Annotated in this window: 2 protein-coding genes; both read left to right on the top strand. The window is 63.8% G+C overall.

From position 1 onward, the window contains the following. The first annotated feature begins 30 nt into the window (after positions 1-30). A complete protein-coding gene (locus tag BKG60_RS11910; protein ID WP_070947252.1) occupies positions 31-1,176 on the top strand; it encodes a thiolase family protein in 1,146 nt (381 codons plus the stop codon). 90 nt (positions 1,177-1,266) lie between these two features. Then, entirely contained in the window at positions 1,267-2,499 is a 1,233-nt protein-coding gene (locus BKG60_RS11905; RefSeq protein ID WP_070947253.1) for an amidohydrolase family protein, read from the top strand. The last annotated feature ends 343 nt before the right edge of the window (positions 2,500-2,842 follow it).

Genomic DNA, 2,842 nt, shown 5'->3' with positions numbered 1-2,842 from the left:
CACCTTCGCCTTCTCCCCCGTAGGAGCACCATGAACGACGTAGCCATCATTGGAGTCGGTATCCATCCCTTCGGCCGCTTCGAAGGCAAGTCCGCGATGGAGATGGGCGTGGACGCCATCTTCGCCGCGGTTGCCGATGCGGGTGTGGACTGGAAGGACATCGGTGCCGCGACCGGAGGCAGCTGGACGGTGGCCAACCCGGACGCGATCGTCGGGATGGTCGGATTGACGGGTATCCCGTTCACCAACGTGTTCAACGCGTGTGCCACGGCGGCCAGTGCCACCAAGGCCTGCGCTGACGGGATCCGGCTCGGCGACTACGACATCGGTATCGCCGTCGGGTTGGACAAGCATCCGCGCGGCGCGTTCACCGAAGACCCGGCCTTGGTCGGCATGCCCAGCTGGTACGCCGAGAACGGCCAGTACCTCACCACCCAGTTCTTCGGGATGAAGGCGAATCGTTACCTGCACGAGCACAACATCTCGCAACGCACGTTGGCCAAGGTGGCCAACAAGAACTTCCGCAATGGTGCGCTGAATCCGAATGCGTTCCGACGCAAGCCGATCAGCGAAGACGACATCCTCGATTCCACCATGCTCAACTACCCGTTGACCCAATACATGTTCTGCGCCCCGGACGAGGGTGCTGCCGCGGTAGTGATGTGCCGGGCCGACATCGCCCACAAATACACGGACAAGCCGGTCTACCTCAAAGCCGTCGAGGTCCGTACCCGCCGCTACGGTGCCTATGAGGTCAACACCACCTGCGCGCCGGTCGAGGAAGATGTGGCGCCGACGGTGTACGCCGCGCGCGCCGCATTCGAAAAGGCCGGGGTGGCACCCGGAGACGTCGACGTCGTGCAGCTGCAGGACACCGATGCCGGCGCCGAGATCATCCACATGGCCGAATGCGGATTCTGCGCCGATGGCGACCAGGAGAAGCTGCTGGCCGACGGGGCCACCGAGATCGGTGGCTCGCTACCGATCAACACCGACGGTGGTCTGATCGCCAACGGCGAGCCCATCGGCGCCTCGGGCCTGCGCCAGATTCACGAACTGGTACGCCAATTGCGCGGCGAAGCCGGCGACCGCCAGGTGCCCGGCAACCCACGCGTCGGCTTCGCCCAGCTCTATGGAGCGCCCGGTACCGCCGGTGCCACCGTCCTGACACTCTGACTTGCATCTCGCGCGCAGACACAGAATCGCACCGTCGCCGACGGAAACATATGAGTCTGCGTCTGCTCGCCGGATAGGGAGACCACCAACATGACTGAACAATTCAGGGACGCACCGATCTTCGACGCGGACCAGCACATGTACGAAACCGGTGAAGCGCTGACGAAGTTTCTGCCGGAGAAGTACTCACGTGCCGTGCAGTACGCCCAGATCGGCAGGCAGACCCGGGTGGTGATCAACAACCGGGTCACCGACTTCATCCCCAATCCCACCTTCGAGCGGGTTGCCGCCCCCGGTGCGCACGAAAAGTTCTTCGCCGGGGAGAACACCGAAGGGCTGACCCTGCGCGAGATGCAGGGCAAGGCGATCGACGCCCCCGCGGCCACCCGCAACCCCGAGGACCGGATCGCCGAACTGGACCGGCAGGGCGTGGTCGAGGCCCTGAACTATCCCACCCTGGGCAGCCTCGTCGAGCACTCCAGCGCCGACGACCCACAGCTGACCCTGGCGATCGTCCACGCCCTCAACCAGTGGATCCTCGAACACTGGAGCTTCAACCACGCCGACCGCGTGTTCTCCACACCGATCATCAACCTTTCCGAAGTCGATGCGGCACAACGTGAATTGGCATGGATCCTCGATCACGGCGCCAAAGTTGCGTTGATCAAGCCCGGCCCGGTCAACGGCCTGCACGGCTGGCGCTCCCCTGCGCTGCCCGAATTCGACCCGTTCTGGCGCGACGTCGAGGCCGCCGGCCTGCCTATCGTCCTGCACGCCAGCTACCCGCCGCTCGACGAGTACGTCAACAAGTGGGAACCGCCCCATACTCAGAACTTCATGGCCCAGAGCGCGTTCCGCTGGATGGTGTTGGGCCACCGCGAGATCGCCGACATGCTTACCGCACTGATCTGCCACGGCACCCTGACACGGTTCCCGAAGCTGCGCATCGCCAGCGTCGAGAACGGCAGCAGCTGGATCTTCCCGCTGTTCCACGATTTCGCCGACCTCTACAAGAAGATGCCGCAGAACTTCCCCGAACATCCGCATGACGTGTTCCGTCGCAACATCTGGGTCAGCCCGTTCTGGGAGGGCTGCGTGTCCGACGTCGTCGAAACCGTCGGGTGGGACAAGGTGCTGTTCGGATCCGACTACCCCCACCCCGAGGGGCTGGCCGAGCCGAAAGGCTTCTGGAAGTACGCCGAGGGCATGGACATTCGCCGCACCTACGATTTCATGGGCGACAACGCCCGCCGGTTCATGGGCCTGCCGATCGCCAACCCCGATCCGGATGCGGTGAAGCCGCCTTCGCTCGCTAGGGCCTGATTCACGTCGGCAACTTGATGCTCCAATTGGCGTCAAGCGGCTTGCAGCCAGTGTCCGTAGTTCTCGGCGAAGGTGTCGTCGCGTTGTAGTCCGCGTTCGATGCGGGAGACTGTAGTGGGCCAGCCGCCGAAGTGGTTGGCAGCAGTTGTGACTGTGATGTTCTTGGCTTGCCGGGCCGGACGATCCGTGGTGGGTGGAGCATCGGCCTGAACAACCTGAATCGCCCTGGTTTTGCCGGAGGCTCGGGCTATTGGATTGCGACCAGTGGTTGGTCGGTCCGTTGTGCATCGTAGAACGTGGCTTCGTACTCGGCGGGTGGGACGTCGTTGAGGTAGCCGTGTAA

Origin of the sequence: Mycobacterium syngnathidarum, assembly GCF_001942625.1 — a bacterium.
In the GTDB taxonomy this organism is placed as follows: Bacteria; Actinomycetota; Actinomycetes; order Mycobacteriales; family Mycobacteriaceae; genus Mycobacterium; species Mycobacterium syngnathidarum.
The sequence above is the reverse complement of the archived record's forward strand: the minus strand, read 5'-3'. Positions and strand labels throughout refer to the sequence as shown.

Bases quoted from the DNA above. Each gene is read 5' to 3' on its own strand.
- BKG60_RS11910 (WP_070947252.1), top strand. From the start codon at position 31: ATGAACGACGTAGCCATCATTGGAGTCGGTATCCATCCCTTCGGCCGC.
- BKG60_RS11905 (WP_070947253.1), top strand. From the start codon at position 1,267: ATGACTGAACAATTCAGGGACGCACCGATCTTCGACGCGGACCAGCAC.